The organism is Rahnella sp. P4_A8 (assembly GCF_056402435.1).
The window spans coordinates 36,028-60,207 of the sequence record NZ_JBFUHK010000022.1 but is presented as its reverse complement, the minus strand read 5'-3'; the positions used below and the strand labels follow the sequence as shown (position 1 = coordinate 60,207).

Below are 24,180 nucleotides of genomic sequence, written 5' to 3'. Positions count from 1 at the left end.
ACCTCAGCTGATTAAAATAAAAGGTTTTATCGAATCAATGAAATGATGTTAGTCGGTGGATAGAGTCAATGATAGGTGAGAATTTTTGGGGACTTGTTAAGTTTTTTTGTTAATTACTCTGCACCTACGATACGCAGGCTACGCTGTTTCATAACGCGATGCAGATTCGACTCCAGCCAGTCTGCAAGTCCGGCAACCTGATCTTTTACTTCGATGCCGAGGGGGGTCAGAGAATATTCCACATGCGGCGGCACCACCGGATAAGAACGGCGGTCGATGAAACCGTCTTCTTCGAGGGACTGTAAAGTCTGCGCCAGCATTTTTTCGCTGACACCGCCGACTTTGCGGCGCAGTTCGCTAAAGCGCAATGTGTTATCGCTGAGCGCGATCAGGATCAGTAATCCCCAGCGGCTGGTGATGTGACGCAGGATTTCGCGCGACGGGCAGTTGGGATTCAGGACTTCGCCCCGGCGGATTTGTTCTGACAGTGGCAAACGTTCAGCGGGTTGCTCAGAGGAAATTATTTTCATACTAACCTTAGGGTGCGTACTTACGAAAAGTTAGTGTATCGCATAGGATGTGTTTACGGCGACATTTTTAGCGCCTTGAAAGCATAAATCATCTGTCGAATACTTTTTGGAGAAACCATTATGATCGCAATTACCGGTGCTACCGGCCAGTTAGGCCGCCTCGTTATTGCTGCACTTCTGAAAAAAGTGCCTGCTGATCAGATTATTGCCGCGGTGCGTAATCCGCAAAAAGCTCAGGATCTGGCAGATCTGGGTATTGACGTGCGTCAGGCCGATTACAGCCAGCCCGCCACACTGGATTCTGCGTTTAAAGGCGTCGAAAAACTGCTGCTGATTTCTTCCAGTGAAGTCGGTCAGCGCGAAGCACAACATAACGCGGTCATCGACGCAGCAAAACGTGCAGGCGTGAAACTGCTGGCCTACACCAGTCTGCTTCATGCAGACAAAAGTCCGCTGGGACTGGGTGTTGAACACCGTGCGACCGAAAAAGCATTAAGCGAATCCGCCATTCCATTCGTGCTGTTGCGTAACGGCTGGTACACCGAAAACTATGCGGCGAGTATCGCCCCGGCGCTGGCGCATAACGCGTTTATTGGTTCAGTCGGTGAAGGGAAAATCTCTTCCGCTGCGCGCCAGGATTATGCTGAGGCCACGGCGGCAGTACTGACGCAGGAAAATCAGGCCGGTAAAATCTACGAACTGGCCGGGGATGAAGCCTACACGCTGGCGGAATTCACTGCCGAAATTGCCCGTCAGTCCGGTAAAAAAGTTGATTATATCAACCTGCCGGAGGCGGAATTTGCCAAAGCGCTGCTTGGTGCCGGGTTACCGGAAGGTCTGGCGAATATGCTGGCAGATTCTGATGCAGGTGCAGAGAAAGGGGGCTTGTTTGATGATTCTCATACATTGAGCAAACTGATTGGTCGTCCAACCACGCCGGCTAAAGATGTGATCGCCGCGACACTGAAATCGCTTTAACAAAACAGTTATTGCGCTCCGGCCTGTTAACATCATCTTTAACAGGCCGGTAATATTTTTTAAATCACATCGTCCTGCGTGGAAAGTAACACCAGTTCCAGTAAGTTACGGCAACCTTGCTGATTACTGATGTTGGTCTCCTGTTCCAGATGGCGCACCAGACCTTCAATGATGGCCTTATTACTCACCGGATAGTGGCTGGAGAGAAGTCCTGAAACAATAGTCCCGAGGATCTCAACTTCGCTTAATGTCGGCGTTTCCCGCACATTTAAATAATCACTGATTTCTGTAACTGTTTGTTCTGCTTCGATTTGCATGTAGACCTCCTTAAACTTTTCAGCGGATTCGTCTCACGTGAAAAGTGCCTATTGCCAGTCAGAAAAGAGAGTATTGTGAAGTTTTTCTTCACAATTTCCGGCCCTGACTCATCTGATCGTTGTGTTGTGCATCACGAAAACCCCAGCCATGAAAAAAACCTTTGGAAGAAGGGAAATCCAATTTTTCTTCCAAAGGTCAGGCTGAATACGCCCGTAAAAGACGGACTAATGATGAAGCAGGGGTAACAGAAAGTTATACAAAGATTGCCAATCTGTACAGGTATGGCTGCAAGATATCTTGGATTTTGTTGCTAGCAATCGAAAAAAAGCACAAATAGTTCATCCATTCGCAGCGGCAATACATTCACACGACAACTAAGTTCTGTGCGTAATGGTTGCGGGCGTTAATTCATGTGCTTGTACAAGTGAAATATGTTGCGGCATAATATGCGCCCTTTTTTCAGGCCAGATGCAACATCCGGCAGCGGATAAGGATCATGTGGTGAAAATCAATGTTATTGGTACCAGCGGAAGCGGGAAATCAACGCTTGCGCGCAACATTTCTCAGAAACTGAATATTCCTTATATTGAACTGGATGCGCTGTTCTGGAAGTCGGACTGGCAGGGCACACCGGATGAAGAATTTTTTGCCCGTCTGACAGAAAAACTGGCGGCCAGTGACGGCTGGGTGATTGACGGAAATTACAAACGTACTCAGGCCGTAAAATGGCGCGAAATCGATATGATCGTGTGGGTGGATTATTCGTTCGGGCGCACGTTATATCAGGCGGTGAAACGCGCCGCCACGCGGGCATGGGCACAAAAGGAAATCTGGGCAGGAACGGGGAATCGCGAATCGTTTCGTAAAAGCTTCTTCAGCCGGGATTCAATTATTCTGTGGACGCTGAAAACTTACGCGAAAAATCGTCGCCAGTATCAGGCTTTGTTTAACGATCCTGACTGGCAGCATGTCCGCTTTGTGCGCCTCAGATCACCCCAGCAGAGTCAGGTTTTCCTGCGTGATCTGGCCCAGTTGTAACACCATCCACGGGCTGAATGCCCAGGGTGTTGCCCGAACGCTGTTCAGCAAATCTTCCGGCTTAACCCACTGATAATCCATGACTTCAGAAGCACGCGGTACGGGGAGTTGGCGGGTGAAAGCGGCAAATATCGGGCAAAACTCGTTTTCGACAATCCCGGATGCATCGGTGGCACGATACTGAAATTCGTCAACCAGCGACGTGATTTGCTCCACGGATAAACCCAGTTCGTACTGACAGCGACGGCAAACTGCCGCCCGCAGGGATTCACCCGGCAGCGGGTGTCCGCAGACAGAATTGGTCCAGACGCCGGGCCAGGCCACTTTGCTCAGGGCGCGTCGTGTCAGCAGGATTTCGCCGCGATCGTTGTGAATATAGCAGGAAAATGCAAGATGCAAGGGTGTCTGGCCGGTATGCACCAGCGCTTTGTCCATGGTGCCCGCCGGTTGATTTTTACCATCAAGTAATACGACTTCTTCAATCATAAAAACTCCCGTTAGTCCTCCATCATAGACCCTGTATAACCTCCTTCCAACCGTTCACTCCCCGTTGACATCCATCCCCTGATGCGGCCTGAGTCAGACATCCTGATCGATGGCGGTGGTTTCGAGGGACGACAATAATTTTCGGTGTTGTTACGCATAGCTTCAACGATGCCACTACGGATGAGTTTGATGATATTCCGTGCATGTAAAAAACCCGGCATTTAGCCGTCTTATTCCATCCTGAGTTATACCAATCTATACATCCTGGTTATTCACCATAAGCGGTTCTTCCATGCATCACTGTATTGAATACCAGCCCGGCTTGCCGCCGGGCTTTGATTACTCTTTCTTTCTCAGTAAAAAGGCGACAAGCCAGATCAGTGAAATGTTCAACAGGAATGAAGTCAGATGGATAAAGGTCATAAAGATATTTGCCCATGATTCTTCTTTTATAAAACCTGTTTTTTCTGTCAAAAGTGAGTACGCGATATTTTCGGGTATTAAGGCGAAAATGGTGACGAGTATTACGACAAAAGACGCCGAGCCAGCCATCCAGATCAGAATATATTGGTATGGTTTCATTAGTACACCTGCACTGTGCCAAACGCTTTCATTGTTGGGCTAACCATCGTGGTTGGTGTCTTGAGTAATGCTTCTCGAAGGATATCGAAGTGTGACTTACTGGTAAATGTTATGCAGCCGTTACTTGTCCCCTGATATCCAGCCGGATGTAATCTGAAATTTCCACGTTCGACATCCTCAATGAAAGTCGTGTCATCAATCAAGCTATCATCGCGAAATAATGCAAACCACGCTGCATGATCTGAACCGCTGACAATTGACTTAAGCCAATCACGCTGCTTGTACATTAAACCCCCCACAGGGCGGGATACGATGTAGTACCTGCCTGGTGGTAGTGGTCCTATGTTTTTGACCGCTGTCTGTTCAGGATCGTTGCGCTGTGCGGGATTGCCTGAGTATGCAGGGAAAAAACCAATTCCCGGGCAACTTAGCGTTGATATACCCGCTCCGTTTAACCGAAACATGCACTTGATCATCTGTCATTCCACGCATCTGAAAAAATGATATTCCCATCGCAATGTTTCCACGTGATCCGCTCGTAACGCAGTGAAATTGACTCAAGATGGTTATGTTTATCAGTGGCAGGGTTTTTGCAATCATGCATTAGCGGGCAAACAGAAACGACCTTTACATTTTCCATCAGCATATTGAAATATTCAGCTTCCTGACCAGCATCGTTGATCCTGTACCACCTTATCTCCGCAGATTTTAAGGTTTGGCCTTTTGCTACGGCCTTGTAAAGGTAGGGCGAAGAGCTATCGAATTCTTTTTCAAAAGTCAGCGCGGAATGTACACGAGTGTACCGGTGATCTTGCCTGTGTTGTTGTCAGTAGGTAAAAACAAGCCGTGCCCAAATCCTTGAACCTCGATACTCCCCTCACGCCCATTCACATCGACAGATCCTTTGATGTCAGCGCCGCCGTCATCTTTAAGCCATAGGTAAGCGGGTATTGCCATTTTGATAAGTCCCTTTTGAAATTGAGGGTATAAGTTATGCCCATCAATCGCCGAAAACAATTAGCGAATATCGTAATAAGTTGATTTTCAGAGGTTTATTATCAGTGAGCGTTCACCTGGGGTAAGGCGCTGAATACAGATTAATGACTGGAATTATGGAACGAAGTGGGCCTTCACCTCATCAAGCCGCAAGGCTTTACGGCAAAGTTATACTGAATCCTCTGTCATAGACTTCAGCAGGCGGACTAAATGCTGTTGATCGTCTGGAGAAAGTCTTGCCAGAAATTCAGTATCTACCTGCTGACCGACCGGCTGGGTTTTCGCGAGAACCGTTTTCCCCTCCGCCGTCAGCGTAATAAAACGCCGGCGTTTATCTGCCGGATCGGCTTCACGGACCAGCAACCCGCGCGTTTCAAGGCGCGCCAGCATTTCCGCCAGTGTCGCTTTGCTGCTGACGGCGACATCCGTGAGCAGCACCTGCTCAATGCCGGGATTTTCAGCGACAGAGCGCAACACCGCATATTGCGGTTTGGTCAGTTCCGGGATGCACTGCTGCTATCTCGCGGTGTGTTGCTGGAAAACCTTGCGCATTAAGTGAAAGGCTTCCTGTCTCAGTTCTGTGCTCATCATCACTTCCCGAATTTCTTATTGGTCTGCCTCTATCTTAGCAATCTCTGAAGCGCGAACGCCACCGGCCGTATCGGCGAAGGCGCCCCGCGCTGTATTTCGATAATGTGGAAGGATTTACTGATGCGCGCATTGCGCTCAATACCCTTTAAAGTCAAAACCGTGGGTTGCCACCCACACTGGCCTCAAGGGGCGCCTATCGCCGCACCCCTTGAGAATCCCGGGCTCTTTCACTGCGCGCTACCGCTGGACACTATGTTTCAGAAAGCCATGTGATAGCCGCAAAATCCCGCCGCTGCGCGGTGCCCTCCCATCGGGTTACAACCCGCGTATAAAGACACGCGGTTTTCCACCTCTCGTCCGGCGTGATTTTGGAACCGGCCTCCGGATTCTACTGCGCAACCTTACTGCTTGTGGTTTTAAAAAAGCTAAAGGCGATTCAGAAATCTTGCTGAACGGAGCGGCCCGGAGACCAAAGGCTCCGGGACCGAGAGAAGGCACCGCGCAGCGGCAAGATTTCCAGCCTGTCACTGCGGTACCTGAAACATAGCGTCCAGCGGTAGCGCGCAGTTTAAAAAACGCAGGATTCCAAAGGGTTTCGTTTAAAACCTTTTGGGCCAGTGTGGGCGGCTAGCCCACGACCTTGACCTTGAAGCCTGTGTGGGTGGCAACCCACGGTCCTGACTCAAAGGCCAGGTCAAAGGACTGCAAGATCCTTTCCCCTCCTCATGTTACCGGTATCACACAAATCAAAAATCATAAGAAATTTATAACATCTCGTAATTGTGACTCGCTTTTAACCATTCTATAACAAGTCCTCGGGCCACGGACGGACTGACTTTTTTGTGTTTAACCTACAAAAGGCAGGACGAAAAATGACTGCGAAGTTATCCGTAAAAGAAAAAGTGAGTTACGGTCTGGGGGATATGGCGAGCCATATTGGTCTGGATAATGTGATTATATTTTTGACGTTTTATTACACCGATGTTGTGGGATTACCGGCAGTCTTTGTCGGGACAATGTTTCTTGTTGCACGCGTCGCTGATGCGATTGTGGATCCGGCGATGGGGCTGATCGCTGACCGGACACAAACCCGGTTTGGTAAATTCCGGCCTTATATTCTCTGGCTGGCGTTACCTTTCGGGGCAAGCTGTTTACTGGTTTACGCGGTGCCGGAATCTCTGACGCTGGGCGGTAAAATGGTGTACGCCAGCGTCACTTATTGCGTGATGATGCTGATGTACACCGCCATTAACATTCCCTATTGCTCGATGGGCGCGATCATTACGCCGGATAATACCCAGCGTATTTCCCTGCAATCCTATCGGTTCTTCCTCGCTACGCTGGGCGGCGCGATGTCCACATTCCTGATGATGCCGCTGGCGGAAATGATGGGCGGTGGCAATAAACTCGACGGCTATTTTGGCGCGATGGCGATCATGGCGTCGATTGCCGTGGTGATGTTCCTGCTGTGTTTTCTCAATACGAAAGAACGTATCAGCGCGCCGCCGACACATGAGAATTTTCTCTCCGATTTACGTGACTTAGTGCGTAACGATCAGTGGCGGGTGGTGGCAGCGCTGATCTTCTTCAACATCTCCTTCGGCGTGGTGCGTCTCGGCGCAATGATGTATTACGTCACTTATTATCTCGGCAATGCCAGCTACTTTATGTGGCTGCTGGCGGCACACATTGTCGGCAAAAGTCTCGGCAGTCTGCTGGTTAAACCGCTGACCCGCAACCGCAGCAAACTCGCGGCCTTCACACTGTGCGCCATTCTGACCGGTGCGCTGAGCGCGGCGATTTTCTTCGTTCCGGCGTGGATTTCCCTGCTGGTGGGCATGACCTTGCTGGTCTCCACCTTCTATCAGGTCACCACCACGCTGATGTGGGTGATGATGTCTGATGTGGTGGATTACGGCGAATACAAACAGGGCAAACGCATGGATGGCACCGTGTTTTCCACCTTGCTGGCGATCCTCAAAATGGGGATGGCGGTGAGCGGGGCGGTGGTCGGCTGGACACTGGGCATGAGCGGTTACGTGCCGCATGCCGCACAGCAGAATACTGTCGCGATGCTGTCGATTATCGCGCTGTTCTCGCTGGTGCCGGGCGTGCTGTCAATGTTCAGCGCGCTGTCGATGCGCTGGTACAAGCTTAATGACGCCACCATGAAACAAATCAATCAGTCAAAAATTTCCCGGGAACATGAGCCTGAACCTCAGGCCACCTTGCATACACAGGAGTCCGCATGAGCGAATTAATCGCCGAAAAGAACCGTATCCTCTRGCATTTTGATCAGCAAACGCTGGTGATTGAACCCTGGGGCGAGAACAGCCTGCGCGTGCGCGCCACCTGCCGTCCTGAACTCAATGATTCGTTGTGGGCGCTGCTGCCCGCGGACACTCAGCCACAAGCAGACATCAGTCATAGCACAGAAACCCTGACGCTGCGCAACGGTAACATCACCGCGACGGTGAATATCAAAGGGCAACTGGCGTTTTATAACCTGCGTGGTGAACTGATCCTCGAAGAGTACTGGCGTCAGCGTTCGACTGTGGGCATTGGCGCAACGGAAAAGAGTCAGGATAAATACATCAGTGCACTGAAGATGGATGCCCGCGAATTTAAAGCCATTCCCGGTGGCAAGCATCAATTAACCGTGCGTTTTGAATCGCGTCCGGACGAGAAAATTTATGGCATGGGGCAGTACCAGCAGAGCTGTCTGGATCTGAAAGGCTGCACGCTGGAACTGGCGCAGCGTAACTCGCAGGCCAGCGTGCCGTTTATGCTTTCAAGCCTGGGTTACGGCATGTTGTGGAACAATCCGGCGATTGGCGAAGCGACATTCGGCAAAAACATTACCCGCTGGGAAGCGCAGGTCACGGAGCAGATGGATTACTGGATCACCGCCGGAGACACGCCCGCTGACATCCTGCATCAGTATGGCCGCGCGACCGGCACTGCGCCGCAAATGCCGGAATACGCGACCGGTTTCTGGCAGTGCAAACTGCGCTACCGTACGCAGCAGGAAGTGCTGGAGGTGGCGCGTGAATACAGGCGGCGCAATTTGCCGGTTTCGGTGATTGTCATCGACTTCTTCCACTGGCCGAATCAGGGCACCTGGTGTTTTGACCCCGTGGACTGGCCGGATCCGAAAGCCATGGTCGCGGAGCTTAAATCGCTGGGCATCGAAACTATGGTGTCGGTCTGGCCGACGGTAGACAGCCGCACCGACAATTATAAGGAAATGAAATCCAAAGGTTATCTGGTCAATACCGATCGCGGTGTGTCGGTGAATCTGGATTTTCTCGGCAACTGTACCTTCTTTGATGCCACACATCCCGGCGCGCGTCAGTTTGTCTGGGATAAGGTGAAGCAGAACTATTACGATCTGGGCATCCGCACCTTCTGGCTGGACGAAGCCGAGCCGGAATACCGCGCTTATGATTTTGATAACTATCGCTATCATCTCGGGCCGGTGCTGGAAGTGGGCAACATCTATCCGCAAAAATTCGCGCAAGGTTTTCACGACGGTTTACAGCAGGAAGGTGAGCACGAGATCGTGAATCTGGTGCGTTGCGCCTGGGCAGGCAGCCAGCGTTACGGCGTGCTGGCGTGGTCGGGCGACATCCATTCTTCCTTCCACGCGCTGCGTAATCAGATTGCCGCCGGTCTGAATATGGGGCTGGCGGGCATTCCCTGGTGGACGACGGATATCGGCGGTTTCCAGGGGGGGAATGTGAATGATCCGGCGTTTCATGAGTTGCTGATCCGCTGGTTCCAGTGGGGCGTATTCTGTCCGGTGATGCGTTTACATGGCTACCGCGAACCGCAAATCCAGCCGTCAGAACCGTGGCGTGACGGCATTGCGCAATGCAACAGCGGCGCACCCAATGAAGTCTGGAGTTACGGCGAAGAGAATTACCAGCTGATGAAAAGCGGGTTATTCCTGCGCGAAAAACTGCGCCCTTACATCAGCCGCGTGATGCAGGAAGCGCATGAAAATGGCGATCCGGCGATGCGCACTATGTTCTATCAGTATCCGGGTCAGGCTGAAAGCTGGCAGGTGGAAGATCAGTACATGCTTGGCGCAGACATTCTGGTCGCGCCGGTGTTGTATGCCGGTCAGCGCGAGCGGGAAGTGTGGTTACCGGCGGGGGAGATTTGGGTGGGGCTGAATGGGGAACGGTATCAGGGAGGAGAGGTTATAGTGGCTTCCGCGCCACTGGACGGGATACCGGTGTTTGTGCGGGAGGGGGCAGACGTGAAAGGAGAACTTGGTATTTGACCTGCTCCTCCCCCTGCGAAGGGGGAGGCGGGGAGGGGGTTTAGCAGACAACCCCCATCTTCGTATACACTCTGACCTTAGTTTTTGACCTTAATACCCCACCCCAACCCTCCCCTTCGCAGGGGAGGGAGTTAAAACAATCCCCCCATTTATCACAAAACCGTTAACTCTCCGCGAGGATTCCGTAATCCCTCCCCTTGTAATCTGATGCCATCGACAGCAACCGGATCGGTGGCAAAAATGATTAACAGACGTAATTTCCTGCTGGGCAGTGGCGCGGTATCTGCCGCGGCCATGATGGGGCTGGTCCCGTCACTGTTTTCCCGCAATGCCGGCGCGCAGGTAAAACCTGCGAAATTCGAAATCATGCTGACGGATGCCCAGTGGCATCAGCGCCTCAGCGATGATCAGTACCGTATTTTGCGCGAAGCAGGCACCGAACGTCCTTATTCCAGTCCGTTAAACAACGAACATCGTGCGGGCGAGTTTGCCTGCGCAGGCTGCAACCTTGCTCTTTTCTCTTCAGCGACCAAATTCGACAGCCATACCGGCTGGCCGAGTTTCTGGCAACCTCTTGCCGATGCGGCGCAAACCAGCCGGGACACCTCGCTGGGTATGGTGCGCGATGAAGTGCATTGCCGCCGGTGTGGCGGCCATCTGGGACATGTGTTTGATGACGGTCCGCAGCCGACCGGTCTGCGTTATTGCATGAACGGGCTGGCCATGACGTTCACCCCTCAAGCTTAATCTGTCAGGAAATTGACTATGAAAATTGCATCGAAAAACCGGCGTAACTTTCGCCACTACAGCCTGATCGCCGGGCTGATGCTGGCGTCTGCGTTCGTGTTCGAAAATAATGCCTGGTCATGGGGCGGGGGCGCTGAACCGGCGGTCGTGATCCCGGCACCGGCAAAAGATGAGCCAGCAGGCACTGCACACAGCGAAACCGCGCTGTTTGCCGGTGGCTGTTTCTGGGGGATTCAGGGGGTGTTTCAGCATGTAAAAGGCGTGACCAGCGCGGTGTCCGGTTATGCTGGCGGTGTGGCGCAAACGGCCAGTTACGAGCAGGTCAGTACCGGCGAGACCGGTCATGCGGAATCGGTGAAAGTGACCTTCGACCCGACACAAGTAACGTATGGCGAACTGTTGCACATCTTCTTCTCGGTAGGGCATAACCCGACAGAGTTAAACCGTCAGGGGCCGGATACCGGCAGTCAGTACCGGTCAGCAGTCTTTCCTATGAACGCTGCGCAGGCGGAAGTGGCGAACGCGTACATCGCCCAGCTTAATGCCAGCCACAGTTACAGCGAACCGCTGGTCACCAAAGTTGAAAGCAATGCGCACTTTTATCCGGCTGAGGCTTATCACCAGAACTTTTTAAACGATAACCCGGACTATCCGTATATTGTGGTGAACGATCTGCCGAAGATTAAAGATTTAAAGCAATATTTCCCGGCGGAATATCGTGAACAGCCGGTACTGGTGAAACAATAACGGATTTATTTTTTCAGCCCTGAAAAATAACAGGAGAGTGCACATTCCGGGTCAATGCAATGTGCACTCTTTGCAGCACATTAAACGTTAAATCAGAAATCCATCTCTGCGCCTAAATACGCACCATCAATAATGCGTTCATTAGGATTTCCCGCAGTGCCGTCAAGGCCAACATAGCGGTAACCGGCTTTGACTTTTAATGGTGCGACCGGGATCCAGCTAAATCCGGCATCGGCTTCGGAATAAGATTTTACACGATTGCTTAATGCATCAGGTGCTGCATAACCCTCTGCATAAAATGCCAGACTGTCGGTGAAGGGGACGGTAATACCGCCGCCGACGGGAAATGYCACGCCTTCATTATCAGAAGTAGAACCCTGCATATAAAGCGCTTTCGCGCCGAGATTAATCATTGCCGGGCCTGCCGGAATATTAAAACCGGTGCTCACGCCACCAATCTGGCGGCCATTTTGAGTATTCTTCGCCCAGTTACCCTCGACATAAAGACCGGATGTCTGACGGCCCATACCGGCGTTCAGTTCAGTGAAATTTGTGCCCGCTTTTGCACCCAGTTCAACAGCCTGAGTCTGGCCAGAGAAAGCCATAAATACCGCAATTGCACTGCCAGCGACAGTCAGTTTGATTGTGTTTGTACGCATTTGTTTACCTATTTTTTAAGTGATCGGCGCTGAGCAGTCTTTGCCACTCTGCCGCCAGACGGATACCCCGTCAGTGAGTGGCTATAAAACACTCTTCCGGCCATCGTCATCAATTTATATGTAAAATTGCAACATAAATAGGTTTTTATTCTTAATTTTACTTTTATTAAAGATGAATAACCTGAAGAATGCGGGCGTGTTCAGTACGCGACACAAACAAATTGCGGGGAATAGGTACTGCTTACCACATACGCCTGGTCCCGTATCTTCTTAACACCAATGTTGAGTGAGGCATTATCGCCCGTGTTTTCCAGCCACATCTGGTCGAAATCAGTATCTGGCGTGTTATCCAAAGGTGACGGCGTCACTTTGTCAATGGTGAAATGATAGGTTTTATTATCCACTTTGACACCATGACTGAGATAGACGGTACGCTCAAGATAGGTACTGGCTTTGGCCGACTTTACATAGCCTTCGTACTGAATAATACCTTTGTCTTTATCGTAAAATTGCAGGCTTTCAACAATAGAAAAAACCAGTTGCCCCTGCTCAATATCCATATTCACTTTACCGAAGGCTTTACATTTTAAGGTAGGAATATCTTTGGATGGCCATAAATAAAGAACGGTTGCTGCGATGACGCAAACAGTTGCGACGGTGGCATAGAACCACTTCTTTTTAATCATGATCATGGATTGATCCACTTATAGTGATAGAAGTTATCACACGAAATAATCTCATTATTATTACCGCGGGTGCATAAGGACAGCAGTGTTCGGGCGTTGTTTTGAGATGAATAGGATAATTCACTGTTATAAATGAGCACGTTGGTTTTGTTGCACGTCAGATTATTGGTTTTTAGTGTGTGACTGACCCGTTCCAGCACCGCAGTTTTGGCATCGTCCGAAATATCTTTAAGGAAAATAATATCGCAGCCGGTGTCGGGCTGTTTTATTTCGGTCATTCCGTTGGTGGCGTCGTCGTATTTCCACGCGCCGAAAGACAGGCTAACCAGAACCAGCAGGCAGAGCAGAATAAAAAGAGCACGCCGTGCAGGTTTAACCGGAGCAGAAACTGAATCGGGTGTTTGCACCCTGAGCGGAGGCGGGGAGGCCGGTGCCTGCCCGGCAGGCGGTGGCGCTTCAAGGCGTTGCACACTGACCGCCGGATTCAGTTTAAAACCGACTTTGGGGAGGGTAATAATGAGTTCGTGGCATTCAAACAGCGCCAGATTGCGGCGGACAATACTGACGTACTGGTTAAGATTATTGCCGGAAGCATGCAGGCCGTGCTTGTCCCAGACTGTTTCCAGCAGATATTCCCGCGTCAGATCACGCCCTTCAGATGAAAGAAATTCTTCCAGCAACCGTGCGGCCGGGAGTGTCAGTTTGATCACGTCCTGGCTGGCAGGATAGTGCAATGTACCATCGTCTGAGTTGAATTCTATTTCGTTATCAATGAGATACTTCATCTGATCCTGACAGTAATAAGTAAAGCCACATCAAACCCGTTCGGATTTACACACCGCTAAGATTAATATTATACAGTCTACATTCCGCGATCAGAATCTGTGAAAGGTATAGGTAAAAACTTCAGCCAGTATAGGGAAAAAAGCCWATTATTATATCTGTTAAAGATACCATTAAGGAATAAAAACCTATATATACCCACTTTGGGCAATTAAATTGTCTGTCATCCCGAAATCCGGTTTCCTTCTCGCATTGTTGAATGAGTGGGAGTGGTTACGTGGACGTTACCTTTACGGATTTTCTTATCGGATTTTCTTCTGCGCTGGACTTGTTAAGCCCTGAAAACGGACATCGTGGTGTGCGGCGTGCTTATATCGTGATGAATATTGCCCGTCAGCGCCAGTTCAGTCTGTTGGCACAAAAGCGGTTGTTCATTGCTGCACTTTTACGTGATATCAGCAGGGGGGCACATGCTCCGCACGATTGCGCCAGCCAACTTGCGGATATCCCGTTACTGGCCGACAGCGCGGGTCTGATCGTCGCAAGAGGCCGGCAGCATTCAGAAAACCGCCTGCTGGATCTGGCCGATAATCTGGATTTACTGGCATTGCATGAATTTCCACGCGGTCATTATCCGGTGCGCGCGGTCGAAACCCTGTGTGATTCCATCGGATCCCGTTACCTGCTCGACGACATGCTGGCGTTACGCGAGCTTGGACTGGAAAAGGAATTCTGGACGGAATTCGCCTCCGCCACGCTTATCAGTACAGCCGCGTCCTTTTCACCCTTTGCTGACCGTGTGTTAAGTGACAAGGAAATGACGCAACTGTCTGCCCTGCTGGCTGTCGTCATTGACCTGCATTGCCGTTCAGCCGCACAACATTCTGTTGTGGTGGCAGGTATCGCCGCCAGGCTTGCGCAAATGTACGGGTTTTCTAAAAAAGGTGTCGCGCGGATCCGCGTCGCCGGTTTGCTGCATGATTTAGGTAAACTGGTTGTCCCCGCCGCCTTGCTCACCAAAGCGCAGCCTCTGACGGATTTCGAACGCCGCCAGATCCATATACACCCGCAGTTCACCTGGAAAATTCTTTCGCGGATTGCCGGCATGCAGGACATCGCCCGGATGGCCAGCTTTCATCATGAACGGCCGGACGGCAAGGGATATCCCTTCCATCTGCGCGGTGCACAGCTCGATCTCGGGCCGCGCATTATTTCGGTCGCCGACTGCTATGCCGCGCTGCGTGAAGCCCGTTGTTACAAACCGGCATATTCGCCGGAAAAAAGCCTCATCATAATGCAGGAGACCGCAGCGCGCGGTGGGCTCGACCCTGAAGTGGTGGAAGCGCTCCGTTCGGATTTGATGGGGGCGGGGCAGGATATGCTCAGTGCATCACTGCTTTTGCCTTAATACTGATTTCAACCGAATAGAAACAACAGCTGAAACGTTTACTCAGAGTCAACCTCTGGAGAACCCCTCATGCTGCGAGTGTTTTTATTTATTTTATCAATGAGTTATGCATCTTTGTCTTTCTCCGGCACCCCGGAGCATTATGTTATCAACGCAGATCGCACAACCATTACGTTGTCGTGGGTCATGCTCAGCACACATCCCTCGCAGGCGAATTTATCGCAGGTATCCGGCGATGCTTTTTTAGATCATCAGCAAAACATGCAGAATCATATAGATGTCAGAATTCCGGTTTCCTCGCTGGAGGCTTCGAACCTGCTGCTGACGCATCAGTTAAAGAGCAGTATGTTCTTTGATGAAAACCGTTATCCCTGGGTCACGTTCACCAGTCAAAAAGTCACGCAGTCGGGAAATGGGCAATTTAAGATTTTTGGCATGCTGACTATCAAAAATATCCAAAGACCGGTTGTGCTGGATGCTGTTATGAATGACGCCAGCGCGAAGTCCCTGATTCTGCACGCACACACGGCGATTTCCCGCTCTGCTTTCGCGATGGACAGTCTGCTGTCGTTGGTCGGTGACACGATTAACATCGATATTGATATTGCCGCGCAGCCTTATAAGGCATAACGCGGCTACGCGATTTATCGGAATAGTTTCGTCCGTGACAGGGGTAAAAAAGCGCACGGGCAAAACAACAAACAGGCGTAAAACGGGGCTGCTTACACCTCAGGCGGGTTTCCGGATAGTTGGCGATCGAAATGATCGCGCAACCCAGACAAAATTCTTTTTAAGTGATCGGCTATTTGGCGACGTTATTTAGCCAGCAGTTCTTTGCGGACAATTTCTGCGCCTGCACTTAATGCATCCAGCTTGCCTCTGGCGACGCTACGGGGTAAAGGAATCATGCCGCAGTTGGTGCAAGGATAGAGTTTATCGGCGTCTACAAACTGCAGCGCTTTACGCAGCGTTGCGGCGACTTCTTCCGGGGTTTCAATGGTATTGGTCGCCACGTCTATGGCACCCACCATCACCTTTTTACCGCGGATAAGCTCCATCAGTTCCATCGGAACATGCGAGTGATGACATTCCAGTGAAATGATATCGATATTAGATTTTTGCAGTTTGGGGAAAATCTCTTCGTATTGTCTCCACTCTGTGCCCAGCGTTTTTTTCCAGTCGGTATTGGCTTTGATGCCATAGCCGTAGCAAATGTGCACAGCCGTTTCACATTTCAGCCCTTCGATGGCTCTTTCTAACGTGGCAATGCCCCAGTCATTCACTTCATCAAAGAACACGTTAAAGGCCGGTTCGTCAAACTGGATGATATCGACGCCAGCAGCCTCTAATTCTTTGGCTTCTTCATTGAGAATTTTGGCAAATTCCCAGGCGAGTTTCTCGCGACTTTTATAGTGGTTGTCATAAAGCGTATCGATCATCGTCATCGGCCCAGGAAGAGCCCATTTGATCGGTTGTGTGGTTTGCTGGCGCAAAAACTTCGCATCTTCAACAAAAACGGCCTTTTTGCGACTCACCGGGCCAACAACTGTCGGCACACTCGCTTCATAGCGATTACGGATCTTAACCGTCTCACGTTTCTCGAAATCAACGCCCTCGAGATGCTCAATAAAGGTCGTGACAAAATGCTGACGCGTTTGCTCGCCGTCACTGACAATATCGATACCTGCCTGCTGTTGATCTTCCAGACACAAACGCAGGGCATCTTTTTTGCCGTCAATTAATTCCTGATCTTGCAATTTCCACGGGGACCAGAGCACCTCAGGTTGTGCCAGCCACGAAGGTTTAGGCAAACTGCCCGCAGTCGATGTCGGTAATAATTTTTTCATACACAGGTGACCTTATATTTTTTATGGTTAATCAGAGAGCGGAATGGGCAGACCATTGTTCAAGAACAGTTTGGTAAGGTTTGATGAAGCATTCTTCAGTAAACTTCCCCTGCTCAATAGCCAGATGGCTACGTTCTTCCCGGTCATAAACAATACGGGTTAAAGAATAATCCTGGTAATTCAGGCTGGGTTGATATTGCAATCCTGCCGCAGAATTAGCATTGTAAATCTCAGGGCGATAAATCTTCTGAAAAGTCTCCATCGTGCTGATGGTGCTGATAAGCTCAAGATTAGTGTAATCACTGAGCAAATCGCCAGAAAAATAAAATGCCAGAGGCGCAACGCTGTTTTCAGGCATAAAATACCGCGCCCGTAATCCCATTTTTGCGAAATATTCATCAGTCAGGGAGAGTTCATCCTGCTGATATTCAACGCCTAATACAGGGTGTTTATTTCCCGTGCGATAGTAAGTGTTTTTACTTGAAACACTCAGGCAGATAACCGGTGTTTTAGTAAAATTATCTTTGTAAGTCTCTGATTTTAAAAATTGTTTGAATATATTCCCATGTAATTCGCCAAAATTATCCGGCAGGCTAAATTCAGGTTGATCCTTATTATGCTCTGGCAGTAAAACGCTAAAGTCATAATCACGCACATAGGAGGAAAAGTTATTTCCTAAAATGCCTGCAATGCGTTGGTGGGTTTTTTTATCAACGATAGTTGTTTTCAGTATTTCAATCACCGGGAAGCTGTCGGCCTTGCCTTCAGCATCAATATTCAACTGAGCAGTAATAATATCGAGTTCGACACAATACCGGTCTTTATTAGGATTATCCCAGTTCGCCAGGGAATTGAAGCGATTATCGATCATCACTAAGGTGTTGCGCAGGTTTTCCTGGCGTTTTTCACCCCTTGCCAGATTGGCAAAATTGGTGGTAATACGCGTATTTTCCGAGGGGTTATAATTCTCGTCGAAACGGATGCTTTTAAGGGTAAATGTCAGTTTTTTATTCATTGTTATCAGGTGTCCCGGCTGCTGAAAAATCTACGTTATTTCAGTCGTTTTCGTATTTTTAAGAGTGAATCGCGATGACTCTTTTATGCCTGAGTCATTGAGTGAAAAAAAGTGATTTAAATTCACTGAACATGAGACAAATTCATGATCATGCCTCCCCGGATGCCGTTCCTGCCCGCAGGGAACAGACACACTTCGGTGTTGACCGAAGCATCTGATTTTTGCCGGTAATAAGCTGAACGAAATTCATGAGGGAGCAGAACGATGATCGCAGTACTTTTTGAGGCAGATGCAGTACCCGAAGCGCGTGAGCGGTACCTTGAACTGGCGGCAGAACTGAAACCATTGTTATCGGACACGCCGGGATTTATTTCCATTGAGAGATTCCAGAGCCTGACCACGCCCGGAAAAATCCTTTCATTATCATGGTGGGAAGATGAAGAGTCGGTGGCAGGGTGGAAACAGAATCTGATGCATCTGGCCGCGCAGAAAGAGGGTAAACAGTCGATTTTTTCATTCTACAGAATACGCGTTGCCCGTGTATTTCGTGACTATTCTTCCGACAAGTCTTCCGGTAAAGGAGCGCATCAGCATGTATGACATTCACGTGATCCTCGACCATTCACCCGGTTCGCTGGCCTCCCTTGGCCGTATTCTGGGCATGAACGGTGTGGGGCTGGAGGGCGGCGGCGTATTTTCCACGGCAGAAGCGGGGCATGCGCATTTCCTGATAGAAGACGGTGAAAAAGCCCGTCAGGTTCTGACTGATGCTGGCTTTGACGTGAGAAAGCTGTCACGCCCGCTGATAAGAAAACTACCCCAGAAACAGCCGGGCGAGCTGGGCGAAATCGCCCAGACACTCGCCCGGAATGGCATTAACATTCTGGTACAGTACAGCGACCACGATAACCGGCTTATTCTGCTGACGGATGACGATATCCGGGCGGCTGAAGTCACTCAACAATGGGCAATACCTTCTGCATGAATTTTCTTCAAACCGAATACGACAGTGAGCCGGATGAGTCTCTTGAAAAATCCATGTCACTGGTGGCTTCAGCAATATCTGACCCGTCAAGGGTCAGTATTTTGTGTGCCCTGATGGACGGACGCGCGTGGACCGCGACTGAACTCAGTGCGGTGGCGGGCATCGCCGCCTCCACAACCAGCGGTCATCTTACCCGGCTGCTCAGCAACGGGCTGGTGATTTGCCTGACGCAGGGGCGCCACCGGTATTACAGCCTGGCTGGCCACCATATCGCCGGATTGCTGGAAAACCTGATGGGGGTTTCCATGCATAACCACAAAACTTTTGCGTCGCGGACGCCGGTCGTTCTGCGTTATGCACGAACTTGTTATGACCATCTGGCCGGAGAGCTGGCGGTAAAAATCTACGATTTTCTGCTGCAGGAAAACTGGCTTGAAGCGGACGGTTACGCGCTGACTCCGGCCGGGAAAGCCCATTTTCAACGACTGGGCGCGGTGCTCAATCCGCGCCCGCGCCGCAAGGCTTGCTGTCCTTGCCTTGACTGGAGCGAAAGACGCTTCCATCTCGGAGGCGATGCGGGGCAGGCATTAATGACGCTTTTTCTGCAAAAAGCGTGGATATCCCGCACGCAGGGTTATCGTGAAGTGAGCGTCACCGACAGCGGCAGAATTGCCCTGAGCCGCCTGTTCGGTTTGAATCTGGCCTGATTCTGCAGGCTATGTTTACGCTTGCTTCGCCCCGCGTGACCGACGACTTAGCTTGTCTCCATACAAGACTGTGTTGAAAGTAACGGGGCATATCGCCACCAGATCAGCAGCCCCGTCAGGGCGATAACGCTCAGAACGCTGAACGCCGTAGCGAACGAATAATGCCCTGCAATCATACCCGTCAGGGCCGGGCTCATGGCCGCGCCGACGCCCTGCATCAGCATCACCACGCTTTGGCCCGCGTTGACATGACCGTTTCCGCGCAGCAGCACCACAATAAAGCTCGGCACTACCACGCCCAGTACGCCAGCCGCGAAACCATCAAGTATTTGCACCGGCACCATCATTAAAGGGGCGGCAGAACTCGCCGCCAGCGCTGCCCGGACGGGCATGATCAGTAGCGCCAGCATAATCAGGCGCCAGTAGCCGACTCTGTCGATGCGCGCGGCGGTCCAGATTGCTACCGGGATCATCACCATCTGAGAAATAATCACGGTTGCGGCAGCGTACAGGCCGGGATTGACGGAGCCGGGCGCTGCCGCGATTCTCATGCTGAGCATCGGCAACAGCGCCGCATTGGCCAGATGAAACAGCAACAGTGTCAGACCGGTGATCAGCAGCGGTTTATTTTGGGCCAGCACCGAGAAATCGGGGACCTGAGCGGATGCGCCAGACTCCAGCCCTCGCGCGGCATCATCGTCTATATCGCTGCGGCGGATGCCCGTCAGTGCGATGAGCGTTAATAACATCGTGCAGGTCATGAGAATGAAAATACCGCCGATGCCCCAGTACCAGGCGATCCCTCCGGCAATCAGCGCGGTGATAAAATTCCCGGCATGGTTAAACGCCTCATTTTTACCCATCTGCCCGCTAAAGCCTTTTTGCCCGGTCAGACCCAGCGTGATCCCGGTGATCAGCGGACCGACAAACGCAGCACATATTCCGCTCACGATCTGCGAAAACGCCACCACGCTGTTTGCCTGACTTAGCCAGAGCAGCAGCGTTGTGCCGGTAATCAGCACGCAGAGCAGCGCCAGAATCAGCCGCTTGTTTTTCGATGCGTCAGTCATGAAGCCCGCAGGGAGCGTTGCCAGCAACCCTGCCACGCCGCCAGCGGTCATCAGCAAGCCGATATCATCGGGCTGCCAGTGGCGTTGTGTCAGAAAGATCCCCAGAAAGGGCCCAAGCCCGTCACGAACATCCGCAATAAAAAAACTGGTTAAACACAGTGCCTGCAATGAACGAATCGACATTTTTTTACCCTTCAGCGTTATTAACCAGCTTTATACGCGATGAAGTATAAACAGGATTTTTCTATCAGGGATGACAGGAATGTTAAAACTCATGACGCGGTTTGCAGGGTTGCAACCCCTCCCCGACACCCGAAGGGTATTAAGGAGGGGCTGTGTGGTGAGGGGGAGCAGTCAGATTGTTTTGTATGACAACGTTCTCAGATCGCCGCTTTCGCCCGCTGTTTCACGGCATAAATCAGCACCACGGCGAAACATACCATCGGCAGGGCGTAAGAAACGGCGGTGTTGTAGTGGTCGGCAATTGCGCCCATCAGATACGGCATCACCGCGCCACCGACAATCGCCATGATCATCACCGAGCTGGCGCGTTTGGTTTGTTTGCCCATGTTCTTGACGCCCATCGCGAAAATGGTCGGGAACATGATCGACATAAAGAAGAAAATCGCCACCAGTGCAATCACCGAGACGTTATCAATACCGGCCACCACCACGCCGCACAGCACAATATTGATGATGGCGTAGACCACCAGCAGCGTGGCCGGGCGGACAAAGCCCATCAGCCAGGTGCTGAAGAAACGCCCGACCATAAAGCTGATCATGCCGACAGACAGCAGATACGACGCGTTCTGGTTCGACAGCGTGTGCCAGTGTTCGGTGGTGTAGTTAATGAAGAAGGCACCGACGCCAACCTGTGCCGCGACGTAGAAGAATTGTGCGATGACGCCGCCGGTGAAATGGCCGTGCTGCCACAATCCTTTCTCGATACCGTGATCTTCCGGAGCGCTTTGCTCGCGGATGTCCGGCAATTTTGTGCGTCCGAACAGGAAGGCAATCAGCAGCACTAACACGGCGATGGTGACGTAAGTGGTTTTCACCGAGGACAATCCGTCCGTCGTGGTGCCTTGTGTGGCGGAGAAGAACAGTGAACCACCGATGATCGGGCCGATGAACTGACCTAAACCGTTGAAGGACTGAGAAAGGTTCAGGCGGCGTTCGGCTCCGGCCGGATCGCCGAGAACGGTAGCGAACGGGTTAGCGGCGGTTTCGAGACAGCCCAGACCGAGGGCGATCACGAACAATGCGAACAGGAACATGCCGAAGCTGCCTGCGGAGGCGGCGGGCACGAACAACAGTGCGCCCAGGGCATACAGACACAGACCCACCAGGATCCCGGCTTTATAACCGAACCTGTCCATGAAGAAACCGGCGGGCAGGGCGATGATAAAATACGCCCCGAAATAGGCGGCCTGTAGCAGACCGGACTGGGCTTTATTGACGTGCAACACGTCCTGGAAATGCTTATTCAGGACATCCAGCAGCCCGTAGGATAAACCCCACAGGAAAAACAGCGTGGTGACCAGTATGAACGCCAGTCGGAAACCGGACGTCGTTTTGCGCTGCGCATAAGCGGGCGCGGCAGTTTTATCGGCGAGCATGTTGTATTCCTCAGTATCTGGTGACGCATGTAGGGGGTCAGCTCAGGTGGCTGATTTTTTATGTCAGATAACGTGAAAAACGGTTTCTCCCTCATAGCAGGGAGATGTATAGCTATTTCTGATCAGCCAGCGAAAAAATCTTCTCCATTTCCACCCACTTTTCACCGGCGGGCGTCCACGGCGTAGGGCGCTGATACTTCCACATCAGGGCTTCCCATTCGCAGACTTTCGGATCCTCCAGACTGCGGCGTTCGAACAGTCCGCTGTCAAAATCTTCCGTGGTTTCCATCACCATCATCAGGCGGTTGCCCAGCCGGTAAATTTCCATGTCTGCGATGCCATAGCGGCGCAGGTGCGCGGTAATTTCCGGCCAGATTTCGCGGTGATAACGCTGATATTCTTCGATAAGCACCGGATCGTCCGCCAGATCCAGCGCCTGACAATAGCGGCGTTTCATGTTAAGGCCCGGTCGAGATGCATATAACCGCCGTCCACGGTCAGCCACTGGCCGGTGGTGTGCGAGGCGCGGGAAGAGAGCAGGAACACCACGGTGTTGGCGATTTCCTGCGGCGTGGTCATACGCTGTCCCAGCGGAATATGCGAAGTGATTTGTTGCAGCTTTTCTTCGGGATGGTCGAAGCTTTTGATCCAGCGTTCGTACAGCGGCGTCATGACTTCCGCCGGGATCACCGCGTTCACGCGGATACCGTCGCCGAGCAGCGCCGCTGCCCATTCGCGGGTCAGCGCCAGAATGCCGCCTTTGGCCGAAGCGTAACCGCTGGTGTTGCCTTGTCCGGTGAGTGCGGTTTTCGAGCTGATATTGACGATAGCTCCCCGGCTGGCGCGCAGGGCGTTCAGGCTCAGGTGCGCCATCAGGTAATAGTGGATCAGATTCTGCTCGAGCGATTGCACAAAGGCTTCGCGACCGGCATCCAGCCCGACGCTGTCGTTGGCACCGGCATTGTTCACCAGCCCGTCGATGCTGCCGTAGCGGGTAAGCACCTCATTCACCGCTGCCTTGCAACTGGCTTCGTCGCGCAGTTCAGTCAGTACAAAACTGGCCTGTGGCGAAAGCTGTTGCAGTTTATGCATCAGTTCATTGGCCGGTTCGGTATTGCTGATGATCACCGGAACCGCGCCTTCTTCCGCCAGCGTCAGCGAAATCGCCGCGCCGATACCGGAACCGCCACCGGTGACCATCACCACTTTATTTTGCAGATGCAGATTCATCAGTCATTTCCTGTAATCGGTAAAGGCTGTAATCGATAAATCGTGCAGGCATTGCCGCCATAAATGGCTGCCTGCTCGTCAGAACTGAGTGCGGCCGTGGCCTGTTCACATAAATCCCACGGATTTTCATCCCCGTCTGCCAGTGAACACACCGGCCAGTCGGAACCAAACATCAGGCGTCCGGCACCGAAAACGTCCAGTGCGGCATCGAAATACGGCAACAGATCGCGGGCTGGCATACCTGCCGGACGCGGCTCGGTCAGCAACCCCGAGAGCTTGCAACTGACGTGTTTTAACCCCGCCAGCGGTGCAATCTGCTGCTTCCAGTACGCTGCACCCCGGCTGAGATCCGGCTTGCCGAAGTGATCGAGCACCAGAAAATGCCCGTCATGCTTTGCCGCGAACTGCACGGCATCGCGCAGATGGCGATGCGTCACCAGAATTTCATAGACATAGTCCTGCCGCTGAATCTGGCGAATACCCGCATTGATGGTCGGATTTTCCAGCCACTGCGCAGGTGAAGACTCGTCCTGAACCTGATGACGAAAGCCGCGCAGCATCGGGTGCGAAATAGCCTCCAGATCCCGTTGCAGCGCGGGTGACGACAGATCCACCCAGCCGGTCACGGCATGCACAAAGTCGGTTTGCTCTGCGATCTCCAGCAGCCAGCGGGTTTCCTGCACAGAGGAACAGGCCTGAACCAGAACCGTGCCCTGAATATCGTGACGTTGTAACGCAGGCCGCAATATCTCCGGCAATAAATCCTGTTTCAGCACCGCCATGTCATCGCCTATCCAGCGGTAATCCTGCGGGGTGTAGCGCCAGAAATGCTGGTGGCTGTCGATTCGCATCATCGGCGTTCTCCTTGCT

26 protein-coding genes and 3 pseudogenes are annotated in these 24,180 nt (G+C 51.7%); 12 read left to right on the top strand and 17 right to left on the bottom strand.

From position 1 onward, the window contains the following. Positions 1-113: 113 nt before the first annotated feature. Complete coding sequence (locus AC1DUO_RS13365) at positions 114-530, bottom strand: winged helix-turn-helix transcriptional regulator (RefSeq protein ID WP_013577903.1); 417 nt, start codon at positions 528-530, stop codon at positions 114-116. A gap of 120 nt (positions 531-650) precedes the next feature. On the opposite strand from AC1DUO_RS13365, the gene AC1DUO_RS13360 reads away from it, so the two are divergent. After that, positions 651-1,508 carry an SDR family oxidoreductase gene (locus AC1DUO_RS13360; RefSeq protein WP_119262398.1) on the top strand — a complete coding sequence of 286 codons (858 nt, stop codon included), beginning with the start codon at positions 651-653 and terminating at the stop codon, positions 1,506-1,508. Between the two features lie 59 nt (positions 1,509-1,567). On the opposite strand, the gene AC1DUO_RS13355 is transcribed toward AC1DUO_RS13360, so the two are convergent. Beyond that, entirely contained in the window at positions 1,568-1,825 is a 258-nt protein-coding gene (locus AC1DUO_RS13355) for a biofilm/acid-resistance regulator YmgB/AriR (protein ID WP_014416568.1), read from the bottom strand. A 502-nt stretch (positions 1,826-2,327) separates the two neighbouring features. Between AC1DUO_RS13355 and AC1DUO_RS13350 the strand changes: the two genes are divergently transcribed. After that, positions 2,328-2,864, top strand: coding sequence for a shikimate kinase (locus AC1DUO_RS13350; protein WP_477987601.1), 537 nt, complete (start codon positions 2,328-2,330; stop codon positions 2,862-2,864). Here AC1DUO_RS13350 and idi read toward each other — a convergent pair. The 5 genes and pseudogenes from idi to AC1DUO_RS13325 form a co-directional block, all read right to left on the bottom strand. Beyond that, complete coding sequence (idi, locus tag AC1DUO_RS13345; protein WP_119262399.1) at positions 2,817-3,350, bottom strand: isopentenyl-diphosphate Delta-isomerase; 534 nt, start codon at positions 3,348-3,350, stop codon at positions 2,817-2,819. The genes AC1DUO_RS13350 and idi overlap by 48 nt on opposite strands. A 268-nt stretch (positions 3,351-3,618) precedes the next feature. Further along, positions 3,619-3,789, bottom strand: a complete 171-nt coding sequence (locus AC1DUO_RS13340; protein ID WP_153376364.1) for a hypothetical protein — start codon at positions 3,787-3,789, stop codon at positions 3,619-3,621. A 142-nt stretch (positions 3,790-3,931) separates the two neighbouring features. Next, a complete protein-coding gene (locus AC1DUO_RS13335) occupies positions 3,932-4,408 on the bottom strand; it encodes a DUF2778 domain-containing protein (protein WP_014416566.1) in 477 nt (158 codons plus the stop codon). Beyond that, positions 4,405-4,889 (bottom strand): annotated as a pseudogene (locus tag AC1DUO_RS13330) (Hcp family type VI secretion system effector). Before AC1DUO_RS13330 ends, AC1DUO_RS13335 begins: the two are co-directional and overlap by 4 nt. Before the next feature lie 207 nt (positions 4,890-5,096). Then, positions 5,097-5,516, bottom strand: a pseudogene (locus AC1DUO_RS13325) (MarR family winged helix-turn-helix transcriptional regulator). A gap of 51 nt (positions 5,517-5,567) precedes the next feature. Between AC1DUO_RS13325 and AC1DUO_RS13320 the strand changes: the two are divergent. The 5 genes and pseudogenes from AC1DUO_RS13320 to msrA all read left to right on the top strand — a co-directional run. Then, a pseudogene (locus AC1DUO_RS13320) lies at positions 5,568-5,665 on the top strand (hypothetical protein); the annotation flags it as partial. A 726-nt stretch (positions 5,666-6,391) separates the two neighbouring features. Beyond that, positions 6,392-7,771 (top strand): glycoside-pentoside-hexuronide (GPH):cation symporter, encoded by a 1,380-nt coding sequence (locus tag AC1DUO_RS13315; RefSeq protein ID WP_014416564.1) that lies wholly within the window; start codon positions 6,392-6,394, stop codon positions 7,769-7,771. Beyond that, positions 7,768-9,807, top strand: a complete 2,040-nt coding sequence (locus AC1DUO_RS13310; protein ID WP_477987600.1) for a glycoside hydrolase family 31 protein — start codon at positions 7,768-7,770, stop codon at positions 9,805-9,807. The genes AC1DUO_RS13315 and AC1DUO_RS13310 overlap by 4 nt, the downstream gene beginning before the upstream one ends. A 240-nt stretch (positions 9,808-10,047) precedes the next feature. Then, positions 10,048-10,554, top strand: a complete 507-nt coding sequence (gene msrB / locus AC1DUO_RS13305) for a peptide-methionine (R)-S-oxide reductase MsrB (RefSeq protein WP_013577892.1) — start codon at positions 10,048-10,050, stop codon at positions 10,552-10,554. Between the two features lie 18 nt (positions 10,555-10,572). Beyond that, positions 10,573-11,301 (top strand): peptide-methionine (S)-S-oxide reductase MsrA, encoded by a 729-nt coding sequence (gene msrA, locus AC1DUO_RS13300; RefSeq protein WP_013577891.1) that lies wholly within the window; start codon positions 10,573-10,575, stop codon positions 11,299-11,301. A 92-nt stretch (positions 11,302-11,393) separates the two neighbouring features. Here the strand turns inward: msrA and AC1DUO_RS13295 are convergent, their stop codons facing one another. From AC1DUO_RS13295 to AC1DUO_RS13285, 3 genes are all read right to left on the bottom strand, one after another. Next, the gene (locus AC1DUO_RS13295; protein ID WP_477987599.1) at positions 11,394-11,960 is read right to left on the bottom strand and encodes a YfaZ family outer membrane protein; all 567 of its coding nucleotides are present in this window, start codon (positions 11,958-11,960) and stop codon (positions 11,394-11,396) included. 200 nt (positions 11,961-12,160) lie between these two features. Beyond that, the gene (locus AC1DUO_RS13290) at positions 12,161-12,646 is read right to left on the bottom strand and encodes a FidL-like protein (RefSeq protein ID WP_250981496.1); all 486 of its coding nucleotides are present in this window, start codon (positions 12,644-12,646) and stop codon (positions 12,161-12,163) included. Positions 12,647-12,648: 2 nt separating this feature from the next. Then, positions 12,649-13,431 (bottom strand): winged helix-turn-helix domain-containing protein, encoded by a 783-nt coding sequence (locus AC1DUO_RS13285; RefSeq protein WP_119262402.1) that lies wholly within the window; start codon positions 13,429-13,431, stop codon positions 12,649-12,651. Positions 13,432-13,706: 275 nt separating this feature from the next. Between AC1DUO_RS13285 and AC1DUO_RS13280 the strand changes: the two genes are divergently transcribed. Then, positions 13,707-14,837, top strand: coding sequence for an HD-GYP domain-containing protein (locus AC1DUO_RS13280; protein WP_119262403.1), 1,131 nt, complete (start codon positions 13,707-13,709; stop codon positions 14,835-14,837). A gap of 69 nt (positions 14,838-14,906) precedes the next feature. Continuing rightward, positions 14,907-15,467 (top strand): YceI family protein, encoded by a 561-nt coding sequence (locus AC1DUO_RS13275; protein WP_013577886.1) that lies wholly within the window; start codon positions 14,907-14,909, stop codon positions 15,465-15,467. 185 nt (positions 15,468-15,652) lie between these two features. On the opposite strand, the gene AC1DUO_RS13270 is transcribed toward AC1DUO_RS13275, so the two are convergent. Together AC1DUO_RS13270 and AC1DUO_RS13265 are read right to left on the bottom strand one after the other, a co-directional pair. Beyond that, positions 15,653-16,684, bottom strand: coding sequence for a methionine synthase (locus tag AC1DUO_RS13270; protein WP_037033118.1), 1,032 nt, complete (start codon positions 16,682-16,684; stop codon positions 15,653-15,655). Between the two features lie 31 nt (positions 16,685-16,715). Next, entirely contained in the window at positions 16,716-17,699 is a 984-nt protein-coding gene (locus AC1DUO_RS13265) for a DUF1852 domain-containing protein (protein ID WP_112151513.1), read from the bottom strand. A gap of 264 nt (positions 17,700-17,963) precedes the next feature. Here AC1DUO_RS13265 and AC1DUO_RS13260 point away from each other — a divergent pair, with 264 nt between their 5' ends. Genes AC1DUO_RS13260 through AC1DUO_RS13250 form a run of 3 tightly spaced genes read left to right on the top strand, consistent with a single transcriptional unit; the run spans position 17,964 to position 19,391 of the window. Next, on the top strand, positions 17,964-18,299 hold the full coding sequence (locus tag AC1DUO_RS13260) for an antibiotic biosynthesis monooxygenase family protein (RefSeq protein WP_013577883.1): 336 nt from the start codon (positions 17,964-17,966) through the stop codon (positions 18,297-18,299). After that, entirely contained in the window at positions 18,292-18,684 is a 393-nt protein-coding gene (locus AC1DUO_RS13255; protein ID WP_013577882.1) for an amino acid-binding protein, read from the top strand. Before AC1DUO_RS13260 ends, AC1DUO_RS13255 begins: the two co-directional genes overlap by 8 nt. Next, the gene (locus AC1DUO_RS13250) at positions 18,681-19,391 is read left to right on the top strand and encodes an ArsR/SmtB family transcription factor (RefSeq protein ID WP_014416555.1); all 711 of its coding nucleotides are present in this window, start codon (positions 18,681-18,683) and stop codon (positions 19,389-19,391) included. Before AC1DUO_RS13255 ends, AC1DUO_RS13250 begins: the two co-directional genes overlap by 4 nt. A 47-nt stretch (positions 19,392-19,438) precedes the next feature. Here the strand turns inward: AC1DUO_RS13250 and AC1DUO_RS13245 are convergent, their stop codons facing one another. The 5 genes from AC1DUO_RS13245 to AC1DUO_RS13225 form a co-directional block, all read right to left on the bottom strand. Further along, positions 19,439-20,644: an MFS transporter gene (locus tag AC1DUO_RS13245; RefSeq protein ID WP_014416554.1), complete on the bottom strand. Its 1,206-nt coding sequence runs from the start codon at positions 20,642-20,644 to the stop codon at positions 19,439-19,441. A gap of 197 nt (positions 20,645-20,841) precedes the next feature. Next, positions 20,842-22,080 carry an L-fucose:H+ symporter permease gene (gene fucP, locus AC1DUO_RS13240; protein ID WP_014416553.1) on the bottom strand — a complete coding sequence of 413 codons (1,239 nt, stop codon included), beginning with the start codon at positions 22,078-22,080 and terminating at the stop codon, positions 20,842-20,844. Between the two features lie 112 nt (positions 22,081-22,192). Next, positions 22,193-22,537 carry an L-rhamnose mutarotase gene (locus tag AC1DUO_RS13235; protein WP_013577878.1) on the bottom strand — a complete coding sequence of 115 codons (345 nt, stop codon included), beginning with the start codon at positions 22,535-22,537 and terminating at the stop codon, positions 22,193-22,195. Next, positions 22,534-23,310: an L-fucose dehydrogenase gene (locus tag AC1DUO_RS13230; protein WP_013577877.1), complete on the bottom strand. Its 777-nt coding sequence runs from the start codon at positions 23,308-23,310 to the stop codon at positions 22,534-22,536. The genes AC1DUO_RS13235 and AC1DUO_RS13230 overlap by 4 nt, the downstream gene beginning before the upstream one ends. After that, entirely contained in the window at positions 23,310-24,164 is an 855-nt protein-coding gene (locus tag AC1DUO_RS13225; protein WP_119262404.1) for an amidohydrolase family protein, read from the bottom strand. Before AC1DUO_RS13225 ends, AC1DUO_RS13230 begins: the two co-directional genes overlap by 1 nt. Positions 24,165-24,180 lie beyond the last annotated feature (16 nt).